1 protein-coding gene is annotated in these 270 nt (G+C 34.8%); it reads right to left on the reverse strand.

Going from position 1 to position 270, the window contains the following annotated elements; genetic code table 11:
• A partial coding sequence (locus F1003_RS18745; RefSeq protein WP_497986928.1) for a Na+/H+ antiporter NhaC family protein occupies nt 1–247 on the reverse strand: 247 nt, incomplete at its 3' end.
• Nucleotides 248–270 lie beyond the last annotated feature (23 nt).

Below are 270 nucleotides of genomic sequence, written 5' to 3' on the forward strand. Positions count from 1 at the left end.
CTTGTGATAAAAATCCTAAAATAATACCTACCAGAATAGCTGGGATCGCAGGAACCTTTTTAGCGACCAATACCATAACGACTACAGGTATGATTAATAGGAAAGGTGAGATAACAAAGTTTTGTTGCAATACTTGTAACGTTTGATCGATACCTTTTGCATCAATATTGTTAGCGCCGAAGCTTCTTCCTAAGAACGCATAAACGATAAGAGTAATAAGTAAACCTGGAATTGTAGTAAATAACATATGACGAATATGTGTGAATAGAT

It is taken from the genome of Winogradskyella ouciana (assembly GCF_009709615.1).
Taxonomy (GTDB): domain Bacteria; phylum Bacteroidota; class Bacteroidia; order Flavobacteriales; family Flavobacteriaceae; genus Winogradskyella; species Winogradskyella ouciana.